The following is a 25,077-nucleotide window of genomic DNA, read 5'->3' as shown; positions in this document are numbered from 1 at the left end:
ATTGGACGCGATGTGCAGCGCGCCTCCCGGAAACCCCGCCTCCGTTCTGTCGCGTGATCCACTCGATGAACGGCAGAAATTCGACGCTAGACCATCAAAATAGCTCTATAACGAGACGCCGGCCCTGGCGCCGGCTTTTCTTAATGCGAGCCGCGACGGCTTCGGGCCACCATAGACCCAGTCGAGCAGTTCAACAGTGTGGACAATCGGGATGGCGGTGCCGGTGCCGATCTGGGTCATGCAACCGATATTGCCCGTGGCAATCACGTCCGGCCGTGTCGCTTCAAGATTGCGCACCTTGCGGGCCTTGAGCTGTGCCGAGATCTCTGGCTGCATGATATTATAGGTTCCAGCCGAACCACAACAGAGATGGCCTTCCGGCGGGTCGCGAACGACGAAGCCGGCGTTCTTCAGCAAGTTCTTCGGCGCCATCGTGATCTTCTGACCGTGCTGCATCGAGCAGGCAGAATGGTAGGCGACGGTAAGCCCGCGGCTTTCCAGTGTCGGAAGATCGAGCGTCGCCAAATACTCTGTTATGTCCTTGGCGAGTGACGCAACGCGAGCAGCCTTTTCTGCATAACGCGGATCAAGCCGGAGCATGTGTCCGTAATCCTTGACCGTGGTCCCACAGCCGGAGGTCGTGATGATGATGGCATCGAGCCCGCCCCCTTCGATTTCACGAGTCCAGGCATCGACATTGGAGCGGGCGAAATCGAGGGCGGGATCTTCCTTCCCCATGTGATGAACAAGCGCGCCACAGCAACCCTCGCCTTGCGGCACCACCACTTCCACGCCCAGGCGGGTCAGCAGCCGTATGGTCGCTTCGTTAATTCCGGGATCGAGCACAGGCTGGGCGCAGCCGCTCAAGATCGCAACGCGGCCACGCCGCTCCGTTTTTGGCGCGCGGCTGCCCGGCTGCGTGGCATCCGACTTCCGCAACGTTCCCGTCGGGGCAAGCTTCAGCATGGCTGCGAGCGGTTTGAGCGGGGACAGGCGGTCGAACAGCGGGGCGAGCGGGCGGCTCACCTTGGCGAGCGCCAGGGCGGTCCGGAAACGTTTCGGATAGGGGAGCACCGCCGCGAGCACGTTGCGGATCATGCGGTCGATCAGCGGCCGCCGGTAGGTCTTTTCGATGTGCACGCGCGCATGGTCAACGAGGTGCATGTAATCGACGCCAGACGGACAGGTCGTAACGCAGGCAAGGCAGGACAGGCAGCGATCAATGTGCGTCACCACCTGGGCATCGGCCGCGCGACCGTTCTCGAGCATGTCCTTGATCAGGTAGATTCGGCCGCGCGGGCTGTCGAGCTCGTTTCCGAGCGTCACATAGGTGGGACAGGTCGCGGTGCAAAAGCCGCAATGCACGCAGCGCCGCAGGATCTTTTCCGACTCCGCCACCTGCGGATCCGCAAGCTGTTCGGCGGTAAAATTGGTCTGCAAATTATACTCCCGCCATCTTGCCCGGGTTGAAGATGCCGCCAGGATCAAGCTTCTGCTTAATTCGCGCAGAGAGCGTCGCAACGGCATCCCCTTCCGGATGGAAAGCCGCAAGCTGCGCTCTCACCGCATCCGGCGCACGCACCAGTGTGGCATGGCCGCCGCCCAGCGCCTTGATATAGCGCCGCAGCCGCTGCTCCTCCGGATCTCCCTCCATCTGCATCCAGACAAGGCCGCCCTGCCAGTCATAGAAGGCGTCTATTCCGGCCTCCAGACGGAGGGCTGCAACCAGCTGATGCCCGACGGACGGCGCAGCCGAAACCCGCCAGAGCGGCTTTTTTGGCAAGCCCTTGTAGGGAGCAACGTCCCGGATTTCCTGCCAAAGATTGCGGCTGGGCTCCGGCCCCAGCCGGGAAACCGCTCCGAAGCGCCGCATCATATCCCCTAGCTTTTCAGAACGCACGGACACCGACGCTTCCAGACCTTCGAGGCGGAGCACTGTTGCCTCCCCCTCCGGCAGTTGGCCATCAAGAAACCGTGCGCGTACGGTTTGCGGCAGGTGGGCCGCGCCGGAGACTTCGACGGGCATGGCCATCGCTGCTGCCATCGCCTGGGTCGCTGAATGGTCGTCAAGGGCCGAAACGACGATCGTCTCCACCGTTTCCGGCACGGGCAGAATGCGGAAGGTGACTTCCGTGAGGAAACCGAGCGTGCCGTGGGAGCCGGCAAGCAGCTTGACCAGATCGAGCCCGGTGACGTTCTTCATCACCCGCCCGCCGGCGCGGATGATCTCGCCGCGGCCATTGACGAAGCGAATGCCGAGCAGGCTGTCGCGTGCGGCGCCGGCAACGAACCGCCGGGGGCCGGAAACGTTGGCGGCGAAGACACCACCGATCGTCGGCTCCCCCGCGGTTCCCATCACGGCACGATGGTCCATGGGTTCGAAGCTCATCATCTGCCTGTTGGCCGCCAGCAGAGCTTCAATCTCCGCGACAGGCGTTCCGGCCTTGGCCGTCATCACCATTTCAGCCGGCTCGTAGTCGACAATTCCGCTCAGCGCCGAGGAGCTCAGGATCTCCTCGGCGATAACACTGTTGCCGAAACCGCTGCGGGTTCCACCGCCCACGATGGACAGCGTCGTTCCTCTCGATGCGGCATTGCGGATGACATAGGCGGCATCATTTTCCGTGTGCGGCGTCAGCGTCATGCGGCCGGTCGCCCCTCAAGCGGAAACACCTTGGAAGGATTGAGGATCCAGTCCGGATCGAAGGCCGCGCGCACCGCCATCTGCTGGTTCAAATCGGCTTCCGAATACTGGTGGCGCATGAGGTCGCGCTTCTCGATCCCAACCCCATGCTCACCCGTCAGACAGCCACCAGCATCGACGCACAGCTTGAGGATCTCGTTGCCCGCTTCTTCGGCGCGCGCGGCATCTTCCGGGTCGTTGGCGTTGAAGAGGATCAGAGGATGCATGTTGCCATCGCCGGCATGGAAGACGTTGGCAACGCGCAGACCAAAGCGTTCAACGATCTCGGATGTCTTCTCTAGCACATAGGAGAGCTTGCCGAGCGGCACCGTGCCGTCCATGCAGATGTAGTCGGAGATCCGGCCGGTCGCTCCGAACGCGGATTTGCGGCCTTTCCAGATCAGCGCCGCTTCGGTGGCACTTTGGCTTTCGCGTACGGTTCTGACGCCGTGGCGGCCGGCGATATCGACGATCTTCTTGAGCATCGCCTCCATCTCGGCCTCCGAACCCTCGACCTCGACGATCAGCAGAGCGCCGACGTCGAGCGGGTAGCCCGCCTGCGCAAAGGCTTCGCAGATCTCGATTGCGGGCTTGTCCATGAACTCGATCGCCACCGGAATGATGCCGGAACCGATCACGTCGGCCACGCAGGCGCCAGCTTCTTCTGACGTGTTGAAGCCGAATAACACCGGTCGCGCGCCCTCGGGTTTTGCAATCAGCCGCACGGTCGCCTCGGTGACAATCCCGAGCTGTCCCTCCGAGCCACAGACGAGGCCGAGAAGATCGTAGCCCGCCGCATCCAGATGCTTGCCACCCAGTTCGATCACTGTGCCGTCGACCAGCACCATCTTCACGCCGAGCAGATTGTTGGTGGTAACGCCGTATTTCAGACAGTGCGCGCCACCCGAGTTCATGCCGATATTGCCGCCGATCGTGCAGGCGAGTTGCGAGCTCGGATCCGGGGCATAGAAGAATCCCTCCGGGCTGACGGCTTCAGAAATGCTGAGGTTGGTCACGCCGGCCTGGACGGTTGCCGTTCGGTTTGCCGGATCGACCTCCAGGATACGGGTCATCTTGGAGAGCCCGAGCACCACCGCATCCTCCTGCGGGATGGCGCCGCCGGACAGGGAGGTTCCTGCACCCCGTGGCACAACCGGGATGCCGTAACGATGGCAGTATTTCATCACCGCTGCCACCTGCTCGGTCGTCTTCGGCAGGACGACAGCCAGCGGCAGGCGGCGATAGGCGACGAAGGCGTCGGTCTCGAAGGGAACCAGTTCGCGCGCCTCGTGAACAACGCACTCAGGAGGCAGCAGATCGACAAGATCGCCGATGATCGTTGCGCGCCGTGCCACGACGGCTGTTCGCGGTTCCAGGAACCTGATTGCTTCCGACATCCTCACCTCCCGCCGGCCGCCCTCATCCGAGAGCAATTATCGCGCTTAACATGGCTTACCATCCAAGGCCATGCCAGCGGATCCTCCCACTTCGTGGCCAAAAGCAGGATGCACGATCAGTTTCCTGTGATTTTGCGCCGCTACCGCCCTGACCGATCGCAGGCCCTGCACTATATTCATGATCATGCTTAAAAAGAAGACGCTCACAGAACGCGACTTGAACGCGTGTTCATGTTAGAAGAATCAGCATAAGGAGCGAACCGCCTTGAACTTTTTTTCCCGCCTCAAGACAGATGTCGGCCTGATGCTGCGGCGCCCGCCCAAGCAGCAGTATGCTGCGCTCTGCTACCGGATGAAGAAGAAACAGGGAGAGATCGAGGTGCTGCTGCTGACCAGCCGGGATACCGGTCGATGGGTCATTCCTAAGGGTTGGCCGATGCCCGCGAAGAAGGCGCATGCTGTGGCTGAGCGCGAAGCCTATGAGGAAGCGGGCGTCAAGGGGAAGGTCGAGAAGGAACCTCTGGGCTACTATCACTACAACAAGGCGCTCCGGACCGGCCTGAAAATCCCGGTGCGCGTCCAGGTCCACGTGCTCGAGGTGCAGGAGATGCTGAAGAACTTCCCCGAGAAGGGAAGCCGTCGGCTGGACTGGGTGAGCACGCAAGAGGCTGCAAAACGTGTGAACGAGCCGGAACTCAAAGCGCTGTTCGAGGTTTTCGACACCAGAGCCTGTGCGCCAGTGCCGAAGACTGCCGCTGCCGGTTGACGCGCCAACTGTCACAAAACTGTCATATTGCAATCCGGCGGCAATGCCAGTAGGTCGACCGCCTGTGCGGCCTCGCCTTTTGAGGCCCCTCCTCGACTGACAGCCACGGGCGCGGATCTGCCGCACCCGGGACAAAAGGATCCCCGATGGCACAGCAGCCACCGCACCTCGTCAAGCAGACGCTTGACAAGGACCTCGACAAGATCACCTCCGTTGAAGCCGCCACCCAAAATGTTTCCCGCGGACTGGCGGGGCCCGGCATCGCGCTGATCTTCCTGGTTGCAGCGACGATGTTTGCTGCCGTCTACGTGATCGGCAAGCCCGGGGCTGTCGTTGTCGTCGCGGCGGCTGCCGTCGGCGCCTATATGGCGATGAACATCGGGGCGAACGACGTCACCAACAATGTTGGCCCTGCCGTCGGCTCCCGCGCCATGTCCATGGGGCTTGCGCTGGCGATTGCGGCCGTCTTCGAGACGGCGGGCGCGATGATCGCCGGCGGCGACGTGGTAGAGACGGTATCGAAGGGGATCGTCAACCCTGCCCTCTTCGGCAGCACTGACATGTTCATCTGGGCGATGATGGCGGCCCTGCTTTCTTCTGCCCTTTGGGTGAACCTCGCTACCTGGATTGGCGCCCCCGTATCGACCACCCATGCCGTTGTCGGCGGTGTTCTCGGTGCCGGAATCGCGGCGGCTGGAGCCTCGGCTGTGGATTGGCCGCAGATGGCCGGGATCGCCGCAAGCTGGGTGATCTCGCCTGTGATGGGCGGCGTCGTTGCGGCACTCTTCCTTGCCTTCATCAAGGAGTTCATCATCTACCGGCACGACAAGATTGCCTCTGCCCGCAGATGGGTGCCTGTCCTGCTCGGCGTCATGGCCGGTGCGTTCTCCGCCTATTTGGCGCTGAAAGGCCTTCGCCAGTTGTTCGATGTTCCCCTCTCGACAGCGTCGGCGATAGGCCTTGGCTGCGGCCTGCTTATCTGGGGGATAAGCATCCCGTTGATCCGGCGTCAGTCGGAGGGGCTGGAAAACCGCAACCAGTCGCTGCGAAAGCTGTTTCAGATCCCGCTGATCTGCGCCGCGGCGCTCCTTTCCTTCGCCCATGGCGCCAATGACGTGGCGAATGCGATCGGTCCGCTGGCGGCTATCGTATCGGTGGCACAGGGCAATGGTGTTAGCAGTTCCGTGTCCATCCCCATCTGGGTCATGGTGATCGGGGCCTTCGGCATCTCCGTCGGTCTCCTTCTGTTCGGCCCTCGCCTCATCCGGCTCGTCGGCGAGCAAATCACCAAGCTCAATCCGATGCGTGCCTTCTGCGTATCCCTTTCCGCAGCACTGACGGTCATCGTGGCTTCCTGGCTGGGAATGCCTGTTAGCTCCACGCATATCGCCGTTGGCGCCGTCTTTGGCGTGGGATTCTTCCGAGAATGGTACACGCGCAACTCCAAGCGGCGTGTTGAATACATGAAGATGAAGGCCGATCGCTGGGAAATCGAGGAACGCCCGGAGCGTAATGCCGAAGAGCTGCGCCGCCGCTACCTCGTCCGGCGCTCGCACTTCATGACCATCGTTGCGGCCTGGGTGATTACCGTTCCGGCAGCCGGCGGGCTTGCGGCTGTTCTCTATTGGGTTATGTCTCTGCTCTTCATTTGAACGGCTTGGGGTTGCCGGAATGCGTGCCAACTTTCGGATGCAGCGATTGTTCATCGATGCGGCTCTGTTCCCCGGCGCATCGGTCGAGGCCAGTTCGGAGCAGTTCAACTATCTCGCCAACGTGTTGCGTCTCACCGACGGTGGGCAGATTCTCGCCTTCAACGGCCGCGACGGCGAGTGGGCGGCGGAGCTTTCCTTCCCAACGCGCAAGAAGCTGCTGATCGAAGCCAAAGAGCAGACGCGGCCGCAGCCCCCGGCTCCAGACCTTCACTACCTGTTCGCTCCGCTCAAGGTCGGGCGGCTCGACTACATGGTTCAGAAGGCGGTGGAGATGGGTGCCGGGCTTCTCCAGCCAGTGATGACGCAACACGTGCAAGGCAAGATCACCAATCTGGACCGACTGCAGGCAAACGTCGTGGAGGCGGCCGAGCAATGCGGCATCCTCTCGATCCCGACGATTGCGCCGCCGCGCAAACTCCGCGACGTCCTGGACAACTGGCCCAAGCAGCGGCGCGTCGTCTTCTGCGACGAAGGCGAAGAGAGCCAGGCCCCCCTCCCCATCCTGAACCGGATCCAAGAGAAACAGCTGGCGCTTCTCGTCGGTCCGGAGGGAGGCTTTTCGGAGGAGGAACGCAGCCTGTTGCGCGGCTGCGATTTCGTCACGCCCATACCATTGGGACCGCGTATCTTGCGCGCCGATACCGCCGCGGTCGCAGCGCTGGCCGTCATTCAGGCCGCCATCGGCGACTGGCGATGATACAGCGCCTTGCTTTTCTGAAAGCATCTTGAAAGAAATTGACTTGAACAGCACCTCAATCCGGTTAAAGCAGCCGGACGCGACAGTTCTGTCGGCCCTATAAGGTACATCCCATGGCCCGTGACACCACCGACCAGACACCGCTGACTTCGGTGTCCGAGCTTTCCGCCTACCTTGCCAGCGGCGCGCGACCGAAGGAAGACTTTCGGCTCGGGACGGAGCACGAGAAATTTGCCTTTTTCTACTCAGACAACAGTCCCGTTCACTATGCCGGAGAGGCCAGCATTTCAGCATTGCTGAGGGGCATGCAGGCCAAGCTCGGCTGGGACCCCATCACGGACGGGGACAACATCATCGGCCTCGCTGACCGTTCGGGAATGGGCGCGATTTCGATCGAACCCGGCGGTCAGTTCGAACTCTCCGGTGCGCCGCTCGAGACCATCCATGAGACCTGCTCGGAGTCAAACCGGCATCTCGATGTGCTGCGGGAAGTGGCGGAGCCCATGGGAATCCATTTCCTCGGCATCGGCGGCAGCCCGAAGTGGCGGCTGGACGAGACGCCGCGCATGCCCAAATCCCGCTACGAGATCATGACCCGCTACATGCCCAAGGTTGGCGCAAAGGGTCTGGACATGATGTATCGCACCTGCACCATCCAGGTGAACCTCGACTTTTCGTCCGAGGAAGACATGGCGCGCAAGATGCGGCTTTCGATGAAGCTGCAGCCCGTCGCCACGGCGCTCTTCGCCTCCTCCCCGTTTACCGAAGGAAAGCCGAACGGGCTTCTTTCCTGGCGCGGCGACATCTGGCGCGATACGGACAACCAGCGCTCCGGCCTGCTTCCCTTCGTCTTCAACAATGACTTCGGCTTCGAAGATTACGTGGAATGGGCCCTCGACGTGCCGATGTATTTCGTCGTCCGCGACGGCAAGTACCACGACTGCACCCATGTCACCTTCAGGCAGTTCATGAACGGGGCGCTGAAGGGCGAAATTGCCGACTGGCAGCCGACGATGGGCGACTGGACCAATCACCTCTCGACGCTCTTTCCCGACGTGCGGCTGAAGCGCTTCCTGGAAATGCGCGGCGCCGATGGCGGACCGTGGCGGCGCATCTGCGCCCTGCCTGCCTTCTGGGTCGGACTGCTCTATGACGACTCGGCACTGGCCGCAGCCGAGGAACTGACTGCCGGCTGGAGTTTTGAGGACGTGCTGCAGTTGCGGGACGTCGTGCCGGCAAAGGCGCTGAAGGCCGAAGTCGCGGGCCGGTCGCTTCTGGCGGTAGCGAAGGCGGTCGTGGAGATCTCCCGCTCCGGCCTTGCAGCGCGCAAGCGGCTGAACAGCGAGGGCCAGGACGAGACGGTGTTCCTGACGACGCTGGACGAGGTGCTGGCAAAGAAGGCCACCATGGCCGATGATCTGCTGATGCTTTACAACGGCCGCTGGCAGCAGTCGGTCGAGCCGATTTTCGACGAATTCAAGTACTGACCCGCCCGCCCCGAAAAAGCGGTTCCCGTCGCTAACTTTCCGGATATATTGGCTTATCAAGCCAACTGGAAAGGACGCGCCATGCTGCCACTGTTCGACATGATGCTGAAGGCACAGAACGGGGCCGCCATGGAGGCGATGGCAAAGCAGTTCAATCTGGCGCAGGAACAGGCTGCGCAGGCGATGGCGGCGCTGACGCCCGCTTTCTCCTCAGGCTTCAAGCGGACAGCCACAAGCCCGTACGACTTCTCGTCGTTGATGAGCACGATGATGTCCGGTTCGTATGCGAAGTATTTCGAGGACCTAGGCAAGGCTTTCACTCCTCAGGGCACGGCAGACGGCAATGCGGTGCTGGACAAGCTGTTCGGATCTCCGGAGGTCTCGCGCGCGGTTGCCGCACAGGCGGCGCAACTTACGGGGCTGGGCCAGGACGTGCTGCGCAACATGATGCCGGCCATGGCCGACATGTTGATGGGCGGAATGTTCAAGCAGGCGACGGGGCAGATGCAGCAGGGAGCGGACATGTTTGCTTCCACGCCCATGGGTCAGATGACCAAGCCATGGCTGGAGAGCCTCGGCATGCAGCCGAAGCAGAGTCCGCCGAACGGCCCTGCGGACGTTTTCGACAATCCTTTCGTGAAGGGTGTCCGCGCCGCCTGGGGCCTCGATCGCCCGTCCAGTCCTACGACCAAGGCTCATCCCAATCCATTCGCCGACAATCCCTTCATGCAGGCATTCCAGGGGATGATGTCGAGTTCGATGACAGGCGCAGGCAAGAACCCCGAGCAGTCAGAGAGCAAGACGGAAACCAATCCTTATGTCGAGGCGCTGACCGGCATGTTCGACAGCGGCCTTGAAGTGCAGAAGGCTTACCAGAAGAACATGGAATCGATCTTCGAGACCTATCTCGGCGGCAAGCCTGCAGGACAGCCGACAGCCGACGGCGACGACAAGGCATAAAAAAGCCCGGCCGGGAGGTCCGGGCCGGGCAAGCGGCAGGGCTATTGGCTATCACCCTGCGGGGAAAATCACTCAGTTGCGCGAAAGGCGCTGAAACCTGGTGCGAGCCCGGCGCCGCGCCGATTCCGCCAGAAGGGCAGAGGGATCGTCGAAGAGGCCGGAGCCATGGGTGGCCTTCATCACGTCGTGCCGGGTCAGGCCGATGTCGTCGAGCTGGCGGTCGTCGAGGTCATGCAGCCGGTTCGCCAGCCATCGGTTGCGGAGCACACGCCAGACATAGCCCGTCAGAGCCAACGTAACGGAGGCGTAGCCGCGCGGGGCCGGACGCTCCTGAACGAGGTCGAGTTCAACTATCTGGGTCGTGCGCACGATCGTATCCTTTCCATCGGCACGAGAAAGACCGTCCCTTCCACGGAGGTCCTGCGGAAAGGTGGTCAGGGCTGCGAGTGCCCGAAAGCACCCGATGTCATGATTACAGCCTCGTTTATGCAGCAGACGGTATTGATCAGTCCAACGAATGTTTCTAATGATTGTCATCAGCTACTCTGATGGATGATCGTGCCATGTCAGCTCCTCTCGATATCGACCAGCTCCACACCTTTCTTGCCATCGTCGACACCGGCAGCTTCACGAAGGCCGCCGATCGCGTCTTCAAGACGCAGTCTGCCGTCTCCATGCAGATGCGGCGGCTGGAGGAGCGGATCGGCAAGCAGCTGTTTGCCAAGGACGGTCGCGGCAACCGCCTGACGGCCGAGGGCGAGAAGCTCCTCAACTACGCGCGGCGCATCATCCGGCTGAATAACGAGGCGATCGCCGCCTTCGACGACAACCGGCTGGAGGGGACGCTCAGGATCGGCACGCCGGACGATTACGCCGACCGCTACATGCCGGAGATCATCGGTCGCTTTGCCAAGACCCATCCGAACGTCGAGCTCTATATCGTCTGCGAAAACTCGGCGAGCTTGGCCGAGCGGATGGCACGGGGCGAACTGGACATTGCTCTCGTGACCCACAACCCGCGGGCCCGCATCTCGGACGTGGTGCGGACAGAACCTCTCTGCTGGGTTGCCTCCGCCAACCACCCGCTGCGTGATGATGCGCCGGTGCCGCTTGCGGTCGGCCGCCGCGACTGCCTCTGGCGCCAGCTTGCCTGCTCGGCGCTGGATGCGGATGGGCGGGAATATCAGGTGCTGTTCACCAGCTGGTCGTCGACGGTTGTTGCCGCTGCGGTGCTCGCCGGCATGGCTGTCTCCGTGCTGCCGGAATCGGCGCTGCGGCCGGGGATGAAGGTGCTGACGTCCAGCGATGGTTTTCCGCCGCTTCCGCCGGTGCAGATCGGCCTGATGAAGCGGCCGGGTCTGTCACCTTCGCTGATGAACGCCATCACCGACCACATCGCCGCCTGCCTCGACAATATTTCTCCGGCCGTGGTGCCGGACGATCTGGATGCGGAGCCGAAGGGCATCGCGCGTGCGCTGAAGGTTCGCGCAGGACAGATGGCGACAAGCTGGTAGGCAACAAAAAACCGGGGCCGAAGCCCCGGTTTCCTTTTCAGCACATACCGATGTTATTCGGCGGCGGTGGGCTGTGCTGAAATCGTGTCGGCCTTGTAGCCGTGGAGACGCTCAAGCGCTGCGCGGACGCCAGCTTCATAGTCCGGATGCACGAGCTTGAAGTGCGCCAGCTGCCGCTCGACGATCTCACCCGGGACCCCACCCATCGCTGCCGCGATGTTGGAGAACAGACGGCCCTTCTGCCCCTCGTCGAAGAGATTGAAGAGAGCCCGCGGCTGCGAATAGTCGTCGTTGCCTTCGCGATGGTTGTAGCGGGCCATGTCGCCGGAGATCTTCAGCGGCGGCTCCTTGGCGGAGGCATCTTCGAACGGGCCGTTGACGGAGTTCGGCTCGTAATAGGCGTTCGGGTTGCCGGTGCGCAGGCCGCCGTAAGTGTTCATCTGGCCATCGCGATGATAGTGATGGACCGGGCAGCGCGGCTGGTTCACGGGGATGTTCTCGTAGTGCGTGCCGAGGCGGTAGCGGTGGGCGTCGGCATAGGAGAACACGCGAGCCTGCAGCATCTTGTCCGGCGAATGGCTGATGCCGGGCACGATGTTCGACGGCGAGAACGCGGCCTGCTCGATTTCGGCGAAGTAGTTGTCCGCATTGCGGTTCAGCTCCATCACACCGATGTCGATCGGCGGGAATTCCGCATGCGGCCAGACCTTGGTGAGGTCGAAGGGATTGTAGGAGGTGTTATCCGCCTGCTCCTCCGTCATGATCTGGACCTGCACCTTCCAGCGGGGGAACTCGCCGCGCTCGATGCCGCCGAAGAGGGCTTCCTGATAGCCTTCACGGGTCTTGCCGATCAGGGCTTCGCCTTCCTCGTTGGTGAAGTGCTTGTGGCCTTGCTCAGTCTTGAAGTGGAACTTGACCCAGTAGCGCTCGCCGGCGTCGTTCCAGAACGAATAGGTATGCGAGCCGTAACCGTTCATGTGCATCGGGTCGACCGGCAGACCGCGGTCGGACATCAGGATGGTGACCTGGTGCAGGCTTTCCGGCGACAGCGACCAGAAGTCCCACATGGCCGTTGCCGAACGGAGGTTTGTGCGCGGGTGGCGCTTCTGGGTATGAATGAAATCGGGGAACTTCAGCGGGTCGCGAATGAAGAAGACCGGCGTGTTGTTGCCGACGAGATCCCAGTTGCCGTCCGGCGTGTAGAACTTCAACGCAAATCCACGGACGTCCCGCTCGTGGTCGGCGGCGCCCATTTCACCGGCAACGGTGGAGAAGCGGGCGAGCATTGGTGTTTCCGCGCCCGGCTGCAGACATTTCGCCTTGGTGTATTTGGAAATGTCGCCGGTGATCTTCAGTGTACCGTAGGCGCCCCAACCCTTGGCGTGGACGACGCGCTCCGGAATACGCTCGCGGTTCTGGTGGGCCAGCTTCTCGATCAGCTGGTAATCCTGCAGCATGACCCCGCCGCGCGGGCCGGCGGTCATGGTGTTCTGGTTGTCCGGTATCGGCGCACCGGCCGTCGTCGTCATCGTGGGACGATCAGACATCGCGTGTCTCCCCTGTTTGAAAATCTGGAACCATTCTAGGCTACCCGTTGACCATCGCACTGCGGTTCCATAGTTTCCAATATTATTTTCTGCGACTTTCGATCGGAATTTCCTATGGGACTAACGCTCCGGCAGATGCGCTATTTCGCGGCCCTTGCGAAGGAACGTCATTTCGGGCGAGCGGCCGAAGCCGCGCATATCAGTCAGCCTGCGCTATCTGCCCAGATCCTGGATCTGGAGCAGACGCTCGGCGTGCGCCTGGTGGAGCGAAAGCGCAATGGCATCCTTCTCACGCGCGACGGAGAGGAGGTCCTGCAACAGGTGTCTTCAATCCTTGAGCAGGTCGAACGACTGGAAGGCCTCCGGCGCAGCAGCAGTGGTATGCTGGACGGCCTGGTGCGCATCGGCATCATCCCGACCGTCGCCCCCTACCTCGTGCCGAAGCTCGTTCCTTGCCTGCGGGAGCTTTCCGCCTCCCTGGGACTCGAGCTGAAAGAGGCGGTGACGGATCGGCTGATCATCGACCTGCAGGACGGCAAGCTCGATGCCGTAATCGCAGCGCTTCCGGTTCAGGGCGACGGCCTGGAGACCGTCTCCCTGTTCACCGACCGATTTTTCATGGCTATCGCCAACAACGCCGAAGCGGTCCTGATGTCGCCGCTGACGGAGACCCAGGTCGATGTCGATCGCCTGCTGCTTCTGGAGGAAGGCCATTGCCTGCGTGAACAGGCGCTTTCGGTCTGCGGCACGGCAGGCAAGCGCAGCCTCGTGAACTTCGGCGCCACGTCGATGACGACGCTCTTGCAGATGGTGTCGCACGACATGGGAATGACGCTGATCCCCGAGATGGCGATCCCGACCGAAACGGCACGCAACGATATCCGCATCGTGCCCTTCGCAGACCCGGCCCCTTCGCGGGAGATCGGGTTGATCTGGCGCAGATCGAGCGGGCGGCGCGACGAGATGAAGGCACTCGCAGAAGCCATCTCGGGCTGCGCCCCAGCAAACCGCTGAGGCGGCCGGTCGCCCTTGCCCCGGCCATCAAGATAGATGGGTCTTGAAGAACTCTACCGTCCGCTGCCAGGCGAGATCCGCCGCTTCCTTGTTGTAGCGCGCCGCCGAAGTATCATTGTTGAAGGCATGGTTGACGCCGTCATAGACATGGATCTCGAAGACCTTGCCGTTTTCCTCCAGTGCCGCCCGATACGCGTCGATGCCGGCATTGATCCGGTCGTCGAGGCCCGCATAATGAAGCATCAGCGGCGCTTCGATGTCCGGAACGTCTCCGACCGGTGGCTGCGAGCCGTAATAGGCGACGCCTGCACCCAGCTCCGGAGACTTCGTGGCCAATCGGTTGACGAGGCCACCACCCCAGCAGAAGCCCACCGCGCCCACCTCGCCGTTCGTTCCATCGAGTTCCGAGAGATACACACGGGTCGCCTCGGCATTGGCCGTGGTTTGGTCAGCGTCGAGCGAGGAGAACATCTGCCGCGCCTGATCCTCGTCTGACGGCGTCCCTCCCTGCGGCGATAGGAAATCCGGCGCCAGGGTGACAAAACCTTCCAAGGCCATGCGGCGTGCCACGTCGCGGATATGGGTATTAAGCCCCCGGTTCTCGTGGATGACGATGACCGCAGGCAAGTCCCCTGCGGCATCCTTCGGGCGCACGAGGTAGCCCTTCATCTCGCCTTCTGCCCCCGGATAGGTCACATCCTCGGCCGTCAGGCGATCATCGTCCTCCGGTACGATCTGGGCGCGCGCTCCGCTCGCTGCAAGCATCGGAGCGATCGCGGCGGCGGCCGCTCCGGAGCCTGCCAGGGCGGTGAGCTTCTCCATGAAGCGGCGGCGGTCGAGAGTGAGGTGGGTATACTCGTCGTAGGCGTTGATCATCGCCTGGGTGATCGTCGGCTTTTCCATGACACGCTCCTCCGTTGGGCAACGCCCCGCACCAAGCGGCGAAGGGCCGGATGACTCAAGCTAGATCATCCGGCCCCAACACGGGTGACACGTTAGCGTGAAAGCTCAGGCTGCGAGGTCTAGGACGACGCGGCCATCGATCCGGCCCTCTTCCATGCGATGGAAGATCTCGTTGATGTTCTCGATCTTGTCCCAGGAGAAGTGGGAGGCGACCTTGCCCTCGCCGGCGAATTGCAGCGACTCCTCAAGGTCCTGCCTTGTGCCGACGATCGAGCCGCGCACCGTGATGCGCTTCAGCACCGTGTCGAAGACCGGTAGCGAGATGTACCCAGGCGGCAGGCCGACCAACGACATGGTGCCTTTGGCGCGCAGGAATCCGTAAGCCTGCTCCATGGCCTTGGGCGAAACGGCCGTCACCAGCGCACCATGCACGCCACCCGTCGCCTCTGCACCTGCTCGACGGCATCGTCGGCCTTGCCGTTGACGACGACGTCAGCCCCGAGGTTCTTCGCGAGCGCCAGCTTGTCGTCGAAGATGTCGGCCGCAACGACGTGCATTCCCATAGCCTTGGCATATTGCACAGCCATGTGGCCGAGGCCGCCGATGCCCGAGATCACCACCCATTCACCGGGCTTCACCTCTGTTTCCTTCAGGCCCTTGTAGACGGTGACACCAGCGCAGAGCACGGGAGCGGCCGGGCCGAATTCCAGCTTGTCCGGCAGACGCCCGACGAAATCGGGGTCGGCGAGACCAGATTGCGCGAAGGTGCCGTTCACCGAATAGCCGGTATTCTGCTGGCTGCCGCACAGCGTTTCCCAGCCGGTGCGGCAAGGCGTGCAGCATCCGCAGGCGGTGTGAAGCCAGGCGACGCCGACGCGGTCACCTTCCTTGATGCGAGATACGCCTTCGCCCAGCTTTGCGACATAGCCGACGCCTTCATGGCCAGGAATGAAAGGCGGGTTGGCTTCACCGGCCAGTCACCGTTGGCAGCGTGCAGGTCGGTGTGGCAAACGCCGGTGGCCTCGTATTTCACCAGGATCTGTCCGGGGCCCGGTTCGGGGATCGGCATCTCCTCGATCACCAGCGGCTTGCGGAACTCTCGTACCACGGCGGCTTTCATCATTGCAGACATCTGCGGTCCCTTCTCAAACGGAAGCCGCTCATGGCGGCGTTTTGTGAGAGGACCTAGCGCACATCAGCAGTAGCGATGTTGATCCACCGCAAAACGCCGTCAGCTGAATGCGAGCCAGATGCCAAGCCAGATCCAAAGTGCAATCAGAATGAAGTAGCCGGTGATCCAAATCGGCCGCCGGTAGCGCAGCCGATTGCTGGTGATGTGGACATAGGAGTGGACGTAGCGCGACAGCACGAAGGCCCAGGCCAGCATCGCCGTCACCGCGTTGTCGGCCGTCGTGATGTAAAGCGCCAGGCAGACCGCATGAAACAGAACTGGGAGCTCGAACTGGTTCTTCAGGTTGTTGTGGATGATCAGGCTCTCGACCGGCTCCTCGAGGTTTGCCTTGAATTGCTCTGCTCTGGCCGTGCCGGCACGGACGGCGCCGATGCGGCGACTGGAGAGAAGGTAGTAGAGGCCGAAGACGAGGAACGCGTGCGCGATCATCGGCCAGATCATCATGGTGCTGAATGTCATTTCCGCTCCTGGGCTCGAACTGCGACAGGTATGGCATGGCGCTGATGAAAAGGCATGAAAAAAGCCATGGCAGCCTGCTGCCATGGCTTTTATGTTCCGTCAGACGCTCTTAGTCGGGATCAGGCTCCGCCTGGATAATTCGGGCTTTCACGGGTGATGGTGATGCCGTGCGGGTGACTTTCTCGTAGGCCAGCGCCAGAGATCCTCACGAAGGTGGCCCTTTCCTGGTATTCAAGGATGTTCGAACCGCCGACATAACCCATGGCTGCCCTCAAGCCACCGGCAAGCTGATGCAGGACGGCGGAAACGGGTCCCTTGTAGGGTACCTGGCCCTCAATGCCTTCAGGCACGAGTTTCAGCGTGTCACGCACTTCCGCCTGGAAGTAGCGATCGGCCGAGCCGCGGGCCATGGCGCCGACGGAGCCCATGCCGCGGTATGCCTTGAAGGATCGGCCCTGGTAGAGATAGACCTCGCCGGGGCTTTCATCCGTACCGGCAAGCAGCGACCCGACCATCACGGCCGAGGCACCGGCGGCGATCGCCTTGGCGAGGTCACCCGAGAACTTGATGCCGCCGTCGGCAATAACCGGGATGTTCTTATCTTGTGCAGCCTGGACGGCTGCCATGATGGCTGCAAGCTGCGGAACACCGACGCCTGCCACGATGCGGGTGGTGCAGATCGAACCCGGACCGATGCCGACCTTCACAGCATCAGCGCCGGCATCGATCAGTGCCTTGGTTCCATCTGAGGTGGCGACATTGCCGGCCATGATGCGAACCGAATTGGAGAGCTTCTTCACCCGAGTGACCGCATCAAGGACGCGCTGAGAATGACCGTGGGCAGTATCGACCACCAAAAGGTCGACGCCGGCATCGATCAGCCGTTCGGCGCGCTCGAAGCCATCATCCCCCACGCTGATTGCCGCGGCTGCCCGCAGGCGCCCCTGTGCATCCTTGGAAGCGTTAGGGTTGAGCTGCGACTTCTCGATATCCTTGACCGTGATCAGGCCAACGCAATGGCCCTGCCCGTCCACCACCAGCAGCTTCTCAATCCGGTGCTTGTGCAGGAGCCGCTTGGCTTCCGACTGGTCGACATTGTCGTTGACCGTGATGAGGTTTTCACGAGTCATCAGCTCATAGATCTTCTGCGCCGGATCGGAGGCGAAGCGAACATCGCGATTGGTGAGAATGCCGACGAGGCGTCCCGTCTTCTGGCCACCATTACCGCCGTTCTCGACGACAGGAATGCCGGAGATCCCGTGGATCTTCATCAGCGAGAGCGCCTCGGCGAGCGACGCATCCGGCCCGATCGTGACCGGGTTCACAACCATGCCGCTTTCAAACTTCTTGACCTGACGGACTTCCTCGGCCTGCTCGCTGGGGCTGAGGTTGCGGTGGATGACGCCGATCCCGCCCGCCTGTGCCATGGCAATCGCGAGCCGGCCTTCGGTGACCGTGTCCATGGCGGACGACAGGATCGGCAGGTTGAGGTCGATGTCCTGGGCAATTCTCGTGGCGATATCGGTCTGGCCAGGCATAATCTCGGAATGACCGGGCTGCAGCAGCACGTCGTCAAAAGTGAGCGCGTCCGCGCCGGTTGCCGATTCAATAATGCGTGCCATGAGCCAATTTCCTTCAGTAAAGGAAGTCCTTCCGGTCGGGAGGCGCCGGATGCGGTCTTCGGGAATGGGAAGTTGGCGAGGGCTGGTAACACGGTTATGACGGGAAGGGAATAGCAAAAACCCGCAGGCGCTTTGCCTGCGAGTTTGCCGAAGATCCTAAGGATTAGATCTCGAACTGGTAGGTCTTCGGGACGAAGCGGTATCCGGTATCCAGCTTCTCCACGTAGCCGACCGACGGGAACGGCATGTGGTAACCAAGGAACGCGACCTTATCCGCTGCAATCATGTCGAAAACCTTCTTTCGGGTCTCGGCCGCCATTTCCTTGTCCATGTCGAAGCGAACCTCCCAATCCGGCCTCTGCAGCGAAAGAACGTAGTGGTTGGCGGTGTCTGCGGTCATCATCAGTCGGCGCCCGTCAGACTCCACGTTGAAGATCAGATGGCCGGGGGTGTGGCCGAAAGCCTCCATGCTGGTGATGCCAGGCACGACCTCTTCGCCCCCTCCGATGAAGGTCATCTTTTCGGCGAGCGGCTTCACCTTGTCGAGAACCGCCTTATGACCGTTCTCGGCAGGCGTTCCCACCCGAGCAGGATCGGTCCAGAAATCATATTCCACCTGCCCCGCAACATAGCGGGCATTCGGGAAGGCCGGGCTGCCGTCATCCTCCACGAGGCCGCCGATGTGATCGCCGTGCATGTGAGTCAGCACCACAACGGTTACGTCTTCCGGCGTATAGCCGCCGGCGGTCAGTCCTTCGATAAGTCGGCCCATTCCCTGCGGGCGCCCACCAGGTCCCATACCGGTGTCGAACAGGATTATTTCGCTACCCGTGTTGACCAAGGCCGGGGCGAAGCTGTTGACGAATTGGTCTTCGGGGAGAAAATTCTCGCGAAGAAGCTCGCCCACGGTCTGCGCCGACTGATCCATCCCGAACGTCTCGCCAGGCGAATCCGACGCCCGTGATCCATCCTTGACCACCAGAACACTGAAGCTACCCACGTCGAAGCGGTCGGTCTGCGGCGGCATGGCTCGGTTGATCTCCAATCGCTTCGTCTCTTGCGCTTTGGCCTTCCCGGTCAAAATGGCTGGCGCCGCCACTAACCCCGCACCCGCAGTTCCCAGTAGCGTACGACGACCCATCGATGGCAGTTTCATGTTGTTCTCCCCTGATCTACGACTGGCACTTAAACCATGCTCGTGAAGATATGCGGCTCCTGCTTTCCGGAAACCGGCGTCACGCAGTCGTGATGGGTCGATCCCGCGATTCGCGTGCCCGCCCACCGTTGGCACGCGCCGGAGATCCGGATACACCAGCGGCTTCCCAGCCTGCAACCGATTGCTCCATGAACCGTGTCGTTCCTCTCATCCTTGCCGTCGCCCTGTTCATGGAGCAGATGGATGCGACCGTTATCTCAACCGCGCTTCCGGCTATCGCTGCCGACCTGGGCGTCGGCCCGATTACGCTCAAGCTGGCGTTGACGTCCTACATGGTGGCGCTCGCCATGTTCATCCCGATTAGCGGCTGGATGGCGGATCGGTTCGGCGCCAAGACAATATTCCGTCTGGCCATCTTCGCGTTTATCGTCGGCTCTATCTTCTGCGCAGTTTCGGAGACGCTTCTGCAATTCGTTCTGTCGCGTTTTCTTCAAGGCGCGGGCGGCGCGATGATGACACCGGTTGGCCGACTCGTGCTGCTGCGGACAACCAAACGCAGCGACTTGGTTTCCGCTATGGCTTTGCTCACCATCCCTGCGTTGATCGGCCCCCTGACCGGCCCACCCGTCGGCGGGTTCATCACGACCTATTTCACCTGGCACTGGATCTTTATCATCAATGTGCCCATCGGTTTCCTCGGTATCTGGCTCTCCGGCATCTACCTTCCAAAGATCGAGAGTGTTCGGCCTCCCTCGATCGACTGGTTAGGATTTTTTCTCACCGCCATGGCTGCGGCAGGCATTGTCCTGGGCCTGTCCATCGTGAGCCTTCCCGCCCTGCCGCCGGCATTCGGCATGACGGCGGCAGGGCTCGGCATCTTGTGCGCAATTCTGTATGTCCGGCACGCCCGGCGCCACCCCTCGCCGATCCTCCGCCTCACGATCTTTCGCAATGAAGCCTTCCGCATTGCCACAACGAGCGGCACCATCTTTCGGGTCGCGACGGGCGCCATTCCATTTTTGATGCCGCTGATGCTCCAGCTCGCCTTCGGCCTTAACCCGTTCCAGTCCGGCATGATTACTTTCGCGGGAGCCCTGGGTGCACTGACGGTGAAATTCATCGCCCGCCGGGTCTTTGCCGTCACCGGGTTCAAAGTGATCCTGATTGCTGCCGGCGTCCTCGGTGCAGCGACGACGGCAGCCAACGGCTTCTTCACGCCACAGACGTCGCATGCGCTGATCATCGCCCTGCTCGTGATGTCCGGGCTCTGCCGGTCGTTTTTCTTTACCGGCAGCAATGCCCTGAGCTATTCGGAAATCGACGATAGCGAGGCGAGCCAAGCCACCTCGATCGCGTCCGTGCTGCAGCAGGTCAGCCTCGCGCTTGGCGTCGCGTTCGCTGCTTTCATCCTGGAAGCGTCGTCTGGCCTCTCGGGATTCCCTCTGCAGCTTGCCGACTTCCACCTCGCGTTTTTCATCGTGGCCGGCGTTTCGCTTTTGGCGGTGGTGCCACTGCTTGCGCTCAGTCGCAACGCGAGAGCGGCCGTCTCCGGGCATCGACGAACGGCAGTGCCTACGGAAGCGGCTGAATAGTCAGCCGGCGCTGTTCTCCACGTCCGCCTCCGCTCTTGGGCCCTTGAAGCCCTTGGCGAGCAGGAACATCTCCACCGATTCCGAGCGTGATGCTCCCGGTTTAATGTGGATGACCTGGCGGAAATTCTGCTTTAGCATGTTGAGAAGTTCACGCTCCGTGCCGCCCTGGAAGGTCTTTGCCAGAAAATGGCCTCCCTCCCGCAGCACCTCCACGGCAAAATGAGCCGCGACCTCGCACAGATGCATCGTTCTCAGATGATCGGTCTTCTGGTGGCCCGTGGTTGGCGCTGCCATGTCGGAGACCACCAGATCCGGCGCTCCTCCGATGGCCTCCACCAGAAGACGCGGCGCATCGGGATCAAGGAAGTCGAGTTGCAAGACATGGACCCCCGGCAGCGGCGCCATCTCCAGAAAATCGATCGCGGCAACCCGGATGTCTTCGTCGGTGGACCCGGTCACTTTCGCTGCGATCTGTGACCAACTTCCCGGTGCCGCGCCCAGGTCGATGATCCGGCGCGCGCCTTTCAGAATCTGATGCTTCTCGTCGATCTCCAGCAGCTTGAAGGCTGCACGCGCACGGTACCCTTCGAGCTTTGCCCGCTGTACATAGGGATCATTGATGTGGCGCTCGATCCAGCGGCGCGACGATGCCTTCAGCTTTCCCTTTTTCACCTTCTGGCCGAGCTTGCGGCCCGTGCGATTGCTGCCGACGGGGGGCTTGGTCATCGGCGTCCTCCTTGATCGTGCCGCTCGGCGTTCGGTCGTCGCGGGCGGATGCGGCGCCAGGCGCCATCGTCTGCCATCATATCTGTCAGGATTCCCTCACGCAGGCCGCGGTCGGCAACCCGCATGCGGGGACTTGGCCAACGTCGGCGGATAGCCTCCAGAATGGCGCAACCCGCCAGCACGAGATCGGCGCGGTCCGGCCCGATACAAGGGTTGGCGGCGCGATCCTCAAACCCCCATGAGAGAAGCTTCGCCTGCATGGCCGTCACCTCGGCATCGGAAAGCCAAAGCCCATCCACCTTGCGTCGATCGTAGCGAGGAAGATCAAGATGGACGCCGGCAAGGGTCGTGACCGTGCCGGAGGTCCCGATCAGATGGAAATCGTCGGCATTTACCTGACGCGCGACAACCGGAGGGCAGTCGAACCGTGCCAGCATGCCCGCAACTTCGGTGACCATCGCCTCGAAGACCTGCGGCGTGACGTCCCTTCCGCCATGGCGTTCGGACAAGGTGACCACCCCGACCGGCAGCGATGTCCAATGCGTAATATGATTGGCAAGCCGGCTGGAGCGGCTTTCGGCTATGCGGATCACCGCGATCTCCGACGAGCCGCCGCCAATGTCGAACAGCACCACTGACCGTGCCTCGCGGCCCACCAGCGAGGAACATCCCGATACGGCAAGCCGTGCCTCCGTTTCCCGGTCGATGATTTCCAGCGTAAGACCGGTCTCCCGCACGACGCGATCTAGGAAAAGCTGACCGTTTTCTGCGGAACGGCATGCCTCGGTGGCAATGAGTCGCATCCTGCGGATCGGACGATTGGCAAGTTTGGAGGCACATACCCTCAGCGCTTCGACAGCGCGATCCATCGCCCCCTCCGATAGGCGACCGTTGGCGGCAAGCCCTTCTCCCAACCGCACGATGCGTGAGAAGGCGTCGACCACGCGAAACTGTCCAGGACGGGTCGGCTGCGCGATCAGGAGTCGACAGTTATTGGTCCCAAGGTCGAGAGCCGCATAGAAGTCGTCACGATAGACAGGTTTGGTATCCGGTGAAATATGCGCGCCGCTGTCGTGCGGCAACGCAGAGGACACCACGGCGACTGCCTTTGCGTCGAAGGCCGGTTGCGGGCGTGCATGCACCAAGGGGCGCCCCTGGAGGCCGCGCCCGCCACGCGCCTTCTTTCGGCGCTTGTGCAGTTTTGTGGCGTCACCCAATCCCGAGGAAGAGGTCCCTTCGCTGTCTTGCAGAGAGGACGCTACAGCCTGTTCACCCTGCTCCTTCACGCTCGGAGCGGAATGGGCGCGGCGACGCTTGCGCTTGCCGGTTTCGCTTGACTGGGGTCGCCCGGCCAAAGCGGCACCTTGTGCCGCCTCGCCATGCATGGATGGCGCCGCGCCAGCAATCTTGCCTCTACGCTTCGCCTTGCGACGGCGGGAGGATCTCCCATCGCCACGCCCTGCAGCCGACGCCCCGCCTTCTGGCGGCTCTCCGCCGCTATCGGGGTCCATCACTTTATATCCATCTCGCCGCGCAAAACCTCGAGGCATGCAGCTGGCGCTTATCGTTACGTTGAGGGCAAGATAACAGCGGACGGGTCGATCGCCAACGCCTTTTTCCGTCACACGTTCGCTGCGCACGGCGCGGTGGCGGCGCCGGAACTTTTTTCCGAAAAAGTCTTTGCATAGTCAGGCGCATTGGTTATAAGCCGCCGCAGATTGCCGGGCCAAGCGCCCGAGCAATGGGGAATAGGTTAACGGTAGACCCACGGACTCTGACTCCGTTAGTCCTGGTTCGAATCCAGGTTCCCCAGCCAATTCTCCCGAAAAGCCCTTATTTCCTTGATTTTCCAGTCGCGCCGGATCCCGTTTTGGCGTCATTGGCGACCTGATGCCCAGAACTGTAGCCCACAGGTGATGCCCACGCGAAACAAGCGCTGCGGCCTCTCCGGTGGCAGGGAAGGGCAAGATACCCATGGCAGTGCGCCACGACGTCGAGAATCTCATTCGCCGCGGCAACATCTTCTACTGGCGGGCACGGGTCCCCACGCGCTTCGCGCCATCCAGACCCGGCAGTCGGCTTTCACTCAGCCTTCACTGTTCCGACCATAAGAAGGCGCAGGTAATCGGCCGCAAACTCAACATGCTGATGGCCGAGCTGAAGATGAAATCGAAGGAACCGATGTCCAAGCAGCAGCTCCAGAGACTGTGCGAACACGAGCGCGACGTCATGCTTCTGCATCTCGAAGACGCCGCGATCGCCGCCAGGCGCTATGGACGCCCTGCCGACATCGAGGAGCTGGAACTCGACCTGGAAAATGGCTGGGCCTACAAGCTGCTCGCCATGTTCGGCATCCGCCAACATCTGACGCTGAGAGAAGGCTGCAACGGGTACAGGTATCTTGTAGCCAATGGAGTCCCCGCCTCGCATATCCCGGCAATCACCACGAACTACATCGAACTGTATGACGTACGTCGTCCTCGGTAAAGGGCACGCCGAAATGGAATATGCGTAGCGCCTCCTTGGTGAGCGTGAAGGTGACGGCGTGGGAGCCCGTCCACCCGGTTCGCCTGCGCAGCGCGTCCTCGGCGTTCTGCAGCACTTCGTAGATGAAGTGGGTCCGCTTGTCGTAGCGGTCCTCGAGTAGCATCTTGCCAATTCGGCCGATAGCGCGACCATACTCCAACCGGTTCTCTTCGCTGAGCGCGGCATAATTCACGGTCATTGGGGACCTCTTACTCGGTCGGCAGCGGAACATAGCCGTCCGAAGTCGCAAGTCGCGCAGCGCCTCGCCTCGGGTGCCGGCGCGAAGTGGTTCTCGCGTAGAGCCTGTGCGGTCTGGTGATGCGGTCAGTGACATCGCGGATGAGGTCTTCGTCGACCGTCCGCGCCTTGCGGCGTTGGTGGTCGAGCTCATAGGTCTCGACGAAGTCAGCGTCGCGCCCGGTGAGTTCGCGGTATCCGAGCGCGTAGATATGTAGCTGGGCCTCGGTCAGCGCCTCGGCTTGAGCGCGTTCGTTTGACTTCAAGTCGACTATCGCGACATCGCCGCTATCCCGGCGTCGCACGAGATCGATGCGGCCCGCTAGGGAGACACCATTGCCGAGGCTGAGCTCTATCGCCTTCTCGCTGAATTCCAATTGCGCGAACTCACCCTGCCGGGCATCGATATAGGCGGCGACAGTTCGCCTGGCGGCCTCGCGCATGGTGTCCCGGAGGCTGGGATAAGCAAATGGCACGCGCAGGTGCCGGTCGACGAGAGGATCTACCCATGAGGCGTCGACAGTCTCGCCGCTAATGGCGCGCATGTGAAGTTCGGCAAGCGCGTCGTGGAGCGATTTGCCGTAGCCCAGTGCCTCGTCAAGCGGCGCGTTGAAGCCATATAGGGTCCGCATCTTGAACTGGTACGGACATTCGAAGAAGTAACGTATATCGGAGAAGGAGAGCCGGACATCAGCGATTGCCGAGCGGGGTTGTGGCACGCCGCGCGGGCGTCCGCTCAAATCTTGGGGCGTCCGGCGGACGTACCGGGACTCCAGGACATTGTACCAGAAGATCGAGGGTTGGAGATTTCGCCTGCTGCCCGGCGTCGGAGCAGTGGTCATATGGAGGTGCTTTTGGCTGCGAGTTACCGCTACATAGAAGAGGCG

Annotated in this window: 22 protein-coding genes, 1 tRNA gene and 1 pseudogene; 10 read left to right on the top strand and 14 right to left on the bottom strand. The window is 61.9% G+C overall.

Translation table 11 applies throughout. The features are described from left to right. Positions 1-105 precede the first annotated feature (105 nt). Genes glcF through LXM96_RS12830 form a run of 3 tightly spaced genes read right to left on the bottom strand, consistent with a single transcriptional unit; the run spans position 106 to position 4,080 of the window. Positions 106-1,440 (bottom strand): glycolate oxidase subunit GlcF, encoded by a 1,335-nt coding sequence (gene glcF / locus LXM96_RS12840; RefSeq protein ID WP_239998954.1) that lies wholly within the window; start codon positions 1,438-1,440, stop codon positions 106-108. Between the two features lies 1 nt (position 1,441). Next, entirely contained in the window at positions 1,442-2,644 is a 1,203-nt protein-coding gene (gene glcE / locus LXM96_RS12835; RefSeq protein WP_239998953.1) for a glycolate oxidase subunit GlcE, read from the bottom strand. Further along, positions 2,641-4,080 carry an FAD-linked oxidase C-terminal domain-containing protein gene (locus tag LXM96_RS12830; RefSeq protein ID WP_239998952.1) on the bottom strand — a complete coding sequence of 480 codons (1,440 nt, stop codon included), beginning with the start codon at positions 4,078-4,080 and terminating at the stop codon, positions 2,641-2,643. The genes glcE and LXM96_RS12830 overlap by 4 nt, the downstream gene beginning before the upstream one ends. 304 nt (positions 4,081-4,384) lie before the next feature. On the opposite strand from LXM96_RS12830, the gene LXM96_RS12825 reads away from it, so the two are divergent. The 5 genes from LXM96_RS12825 (at position 4,385) to LXM96_RS12805 (ending at position 9,702) form a co-directional block, all read left to right on the top strand. Next, positions 4,385-4,846, top strand: a complete 462-nt coding sequence (locus LXM96_RS12825) for an NUDIX hydrolase (protein ID WP_239999147.1) — start codon at positions 4,385-4,387, stop codon at positions 4,844-4,846. A 146-nt stretch (positions 4,847-4,992) separates the two neighbouring features. After that, positions 4,993-6,498 carry an inorganic phosphate transporter gene (locus LXM96_RS12820; RefSeq protein ID WP_239998951.1) on the top strand — a complete coding sequence of 502 codons (1,506 nt, stop codon included), beginning with the start codon at positions 4,993-4,995 and terminating at the stop codon, positions 6,496-6,498. A gap of 19 nt (positions 6,499-6,517) precedes the next feature. Then, positions 6,518-7,255, top strand: a complete 738-nt coding sequence (locus tag LXM96_RS12815) for a 16S rRNA (uracil(1498)-N(3))-methyltransferase (protein ID WP_239998950.1) — start codon at positions 6,518-6,520, stop codon at positions 7,253-7,255. Positions 7,256-7,368: 113 nt separating this feature from the next. Beyond that, entirely contained in the window at positions 7,369-8,742 is a 1,374-nt protein-coding gene (locus LXM96_RS12810; RefSeq protein ID WP_239998949.1) for a glutamate--cysteine ligase, read from the top strand. 81 nt (positions 8,743-8,823) lie between these two features. Then, on the top strand, positions 8,824-9,702 hold the full coding sequence (locus tag LXM96_RS12805) for a DUF937 domain-containing protein (RefSeq protein WP_239998948.1): 879 nt from the start codon (positions 8,824-8,826) through the stop codon (positions 9,700-9,702). A 72-nt stretch (positions 9,703-9,774) separates the two neighbouring features. Here the strand turns inward: LXM96_RS12805 and LXM96_RS12800 are convergent, their stop codons facing one another. Further along, a complete protein-coding gene (locus LXM96_RS12800) occupies positions 9,775-10,071 on the bottom strand; it encodes a DUF1127 domain-containing protein (protein WP_239998947.1) in 297 nt (98 codons plus the stop codon). Positions 10,072-10,265: 194 nt separating this feature from the next. On the opposite strand from LXM96_RS12800, the gene LXM96_RS12795 reads away from it, so the two are divergent. Beyond that, on the top strand, positions 10,266-11,216 hold the full coding sequence (locus tag LXM96_RS12795; RefSeq protein WP_239998946.1) for a LysR substrate-binding domain-containing protein: 951 nt from the start codon (positions 10,266-10,268) through the stop codon (positions 11,214-11,216). Positions 11,217-11,269: 53 nt separating this feature from the next. Here the strand turns inward: LXM96_RS12795 and katA are convergent, their stop codons facing one another. Beyond that, complete coding sequence (katA, locus tag LXM96_RS12790; protein WP_239998945.1) at positions 11,270-12,763, bottom strand: catalase KatA; 1,494 nt, start codon at positions 12,761-12,763, stop codon at positions 11,270-11,272. 114 nt (positions 12,764-12,877) lie between these two features. On the opposite strand from katA, the gene LXM96_RS12785 reads away from it, so the two are divergent. After that, entirely contained in the window at positions 12,878-13,777 is a 900-nt protein-coding gene (locus LXM96_RS12785; RefSeq protein WP_239998944.1) for a hydrogen peroxide-inducible genes activator, read from the top strand. 27 nt (positions 13,778-13,804) lie between these two features. Here LXM96_RS12785 and LXM96_RS12780 read toward each other — a convergent pair whose 3' ends face one another. From LXM96_RS12780 to LXM96_RS12760, 5 genes and pseudogenes are all read right to left on the bottom strand, one after another. Then, positions 13,805-14,680 (bottom strand): dienelactone hydrolase family protein, encoded by an 876-nt coding sequence (locus LXM96_RS12780; RefSeq protein WP_239998943.1) that lies wholly within the window; start codon positions 14,678-14,680, stop codon positions 13,805-13,807. A gap of 105 nt (positions 14,681-14,785) precedes the next feature. Next, a pseudogene (gene adhP / locus LXM96_RS12775) lies at positions 14,786-15,812 on the bottom strand (alcohol dehydrogenase AdhP). A 99-nt stretch (positions 15,813-15,911) separates the two neighbouring features. Continuing rightward, positions 15,912-16,331 (bottom strand): MAPEG family protein, encoded by a 420-nt coding sequence (locus tag LXM96_RS12770; RefSeq protein WP_239998942.1) that lies wholly within the window; start codon positions 16,329-16,331, stop codon positions 15,912-15,914. Positions 16,332-16,450: 119 nt separating this feature from the next. Then, positions 16,451-17,953 (bottom strand): IMP dehydrogenase, encoded by a 1,503-nt coding sequence (gene guaB / locus LXM96_RS12765; RefSeq protein WP_239998941.1) that lies wholly within the window; start codon positions 17,951-17,953, stop codon positions 16,451-16,453. 163 nt (positions 17,954-18,116) lie between these two features. Then, a complete protein-coding gene (locus LXM96_RS12760; protein ID WP_394801961.1) occupies positions 18,117-19,094 on the bottom strand; it encodes an MBL fold metallo-hydrolase in 978 nt (325 codons plus the stop codon). A 203-nt stretch (positions 19,095-19,297) separates the two neighbouring features. Here LXM96_RS12760 and LXM96_RS12755 point away from each other — a divergent pair, with 203 nt between their 5' ends. Continuing rightward, the gene (locus LXM96_RS12755; protein ID WP_239998939.1) at positions 19,298-20,701 is read left to right on the top strand and encodes an MFS transporter; all 1,404 of its coding nucleotides are present in this window, start codon (positions 19,298-19,300) and stop codon (positions 20,699-20,701) included. Here LXM96_RS12755 and LXM96_RS12750 read toward each other — a convergent pair whose 3' ends face one another. Further along, a complete protein-coding gene (locus LXM96_RS12750) occupies positions 20,702-21,427 on the bottom strand; it encodes an RlmE family RNA methyltransferase (protein ID WP_239998938.1) in 726 nt (241 codons plus the stop codon). Further along, on the bottom strand, positions 21,424-22,941 hold the full coding sequence (locus LXM96_RS12745) for a Ppx/GppA phosphatase family protein (protein ID WP_239998937.1): 1,518 nt from the start codon (positions 22,939-22,941) through the stop codon (positions 21,424-21,426). Before LXM96_RS12745 ends, LXM96_RS12750 begins: the two co-directional genes overlap by 4 nt. A 228-nt stretch (positions 22,942-23,169) precedes the next feature. Here LXM96_RS12745 and LXM96_RS12740 point away from each other — a divergent pair. Together LXM96_RS12740 and LXM96_RS12735 are read left to right on the top strand one after the other, a co-directional pair. Then, positions 23,170-23,243 (top strand) — tRNA-Gln (locus LXM96_RS12740). Positions 23,244-23,401: 158 nt separating this feature from the next. Beyond that, positions 23,402-23,914: a DUF6538 domain-containing protein gene (locus LXM96_RS12735; protein ID WP_239998936.1), complete on the top strand. Its 513-nt coding sequence runs from the start codon at positions 23,402-23,404 to the stop codon at positions 23,912-23,914. Here the strand turns inward: LXM96_RS12735 and LXM96_RS12730 are convergent. After that, positions 23,868-24,152, bottom strand: coding sequence for a hypothetical protein (locus LXM96_RS12730; protein WP_239998935.1), 285 nt, complete (start codon positions 24,150-24,152; stop codon positions 23,868-23,870). The genes LXM96_RS12735 and LXM96_RS12730 overlap by 47 nt on opposite strands. Before the next feature lie 10 nt (positions 24,153-24,162). Beyond that, positions 24,163-25,032: a RecB family exonuclease gene (locus LXM96_RS12725; RefSeq protein WP_239998934.1), complete on the bottom strand. Its 870-nt coding sequence runs from the start codon at positions 25,030-25,032 to the stop codon at positions 24,163-24,165. Between the last annotated feature and the right edge of the window lie 45 nt (positions 25,033-25,077).

Source organism: Rhizobium halophilum, assembly GCF_021648825.1.
GTDB lineage: Bacteria > Pseudomonadota > Alphaproteobacteria > Rhizobiales > Rhizobiaceae > Neorhizobium > Neorhizobium halophilum.
Note: the sequence above shows the minus strand (reverse complement) of the source record. Positions and strands in the feature narration are given on the sequence as shown.

Coding starts and splice junctions, on each gene's coding strand:
- glcE (WP_239998953.1), bottom strand. CDS start 2,644: ATGACGCTGACGCCGCACACGGAAAATGATGCCGCCTATGTCATCCGC.
- LXM96_RS12830 (WP_239998952.1), bottom strand. CDS start 4,080: ATGTCGGAAGCAATCAGGTTCCTGGAACCGCGAACAGCCGTCGTGGCA.
- LXM96_RS12825 (WP_239999147.1), top strand. CDS start 4,385: ATGCTGCGGCGCCCGCCCAAGCAGCAGTATGCTGCGCTCTGCTACCGG.
- LXM96_RS12820 (WP_239998951.1), top strand. CDS start 4,993: ATGGCACAGCAGCCACCGCACCTCGTCAAGCAGACGCTTGACAAGGAC.
- LXM96_RS12815 (WP_239998950.1), top strand. CDS start 6,518: ATGCGTGCCAACTTTCGGATGCAGCGATTGTTCATCGATGCGGCTCTG.
- LXM96_RS12810 (WP_239998949.1), top strand. CDS start 7,369: ATGGCCCGTGACACCACCGACCAGACACCGCTGACTTCGGTGTCCGAG.
- LXM96_RS12805 (WP_239998948.1), top strand. CDS start 8,824: ATGCTGCCACTGTTCGACATGATGCTGAAGGCACAGAACGGGGCCGCC.
- LXM96_RS12795 (WP_239998946.1), top strand. CDS start 10,266: ATGTCAGCTCCTCTCGATATCGACCAGCTCCACACCTTTCTTGCCATC.
- katA (WP_239998945.1), bottom strand. CDS start 12,763: ATGTCTGATCGTCCCACGATGACGACGACGGCCGGTGCGCCGATACCG.
- LXM96_RS12785 (WP_239998944.1), top strand. CDS start 12,878: ATGGGACTAACGCTCCGGCAGATGCGCTATTTCGCGGCCCTTGCGAAG.
- LXM96_RS12780 (WP_239998943.1), bottom strand. CDS start 14,680: ATGGAAAAGCCGACGATCACCCAGGCGATGATCAACGCCTACGACGAG.
- LXM96_RS12770 (WP_239998942.1), bottom strand. CDS start 16,331: ATGACATTCAGCACCATGATGATCTGGCCGATGATCGCGCACGCGTTC.
- guaB (WP_239998941.1), bottom strand. CDS start 17,953: ATGGCACGCATTATTGAATCGGCAACCGGCGCGGACGCGCTCACTTTT.
- LXM96_RS12760 (WP_394801961.1), bottom strand. CDS start 19,094: ATGGGTCGTCGTACGCTACTGGGAACTGCGGGTGCGGGGTTAGTGGCG.
- LXM96_RS12755 (WP_239998939.1), top strand. CDS start 19,298: ATGAACCGTGTCGTTCCTCTCATCCTTGCCGTCGCCCTGTTCATGGAG.
- LXM96_RS12750 (WP_239998938.1), bottom strand. CDS start 21,427: ATGACCAAGCCCCCCGTCGGCAGCAATCGCACGGGCCGCAAGCTCGGC.
- LXM96_RS12735 (WP_239998936.1), top strand. CDS start 23,402: ATGGCAGTGCGCCACGACGTCGAGAATCTCATTCGCCGCGGCAACATC.
- LXM96_RS12730 (WP_239998935.1), bottom strand. CDS start 24,152: ATGACCGTGAATTATGCCGCGCTCAGCGAAGAGAACCGGTTGGAGTAT.
- LXM96_RS12725 (WP_239998934.1), bottom strand. CDS start 25,032: ATGACCACTGCTCCGACGCCGGGCAGCAGGCGAAATCTCCAACCCTCG.